Origin of the sequence: Micromonospora coerulea (genome assembly GCF_016598485.1) — a bacterium.
GTDB classification, from domain to species: Bacteria; Actinomycetota; Actinomycetes; order Mycobacteriales; family Micromonosporaceae; genus Micromonospora; species Micromonospora coerulea.
Window position 1 is genome coordinate 1 of record NZ_JAEMUW010000115.1, and the last position, 416, is coordinate 416.

The 416-nt window shown below is 70.9% G+C and carries 1 protein-coding gene; it reads left to right on the forward strand.

The genetic code is table 11. The features are described 5' to 3' along the window. The coding region (locus I8N68_RS32530) for a hypothetical protein (RefSeq protein WP_200216935.1) at positions 1–416 on the forward strand (416 nt) is incomplete at both ends.

Below are 416 nucleotides of genomic sequence, written 5' to 3' on the forward strand. Positions count from 1 at the left end.
GGCAGGTGAGCCTCGCTGCGGCCGACCGGCAACAGGTCGTCGTCGACCGGGTCGACGACAGCGTCGTGCGGGTGTGGTCGCAGCTGCCGATGTGCCCGGCGCCGGCCTCGTACCGCGACTGGGTGTGGCATGCCTTCGACGTGGTGCTGCCGGCGATCGTGCCAGCCGGGGTGAAGGTGTGCACTCCGACGCTGCGTCCCGGCGATGGCAAGGTTCGCGTCGACCTGCCCTGGCAGACCCCGCACACCCCGCCCCGGTTGGACGGCCACACTCGTGGGCTTGGTGTCGACTGGGGTGTGAACACCCTGCTGACCGCGACCGTGGCCGACCTCGACCAGGACGGCACTGTGGTGGTGGAAGGCCGCCCGTTGCGGTTCGACGCGACCGGCGTGTCGGCGAAACTGGTGCGACTACGC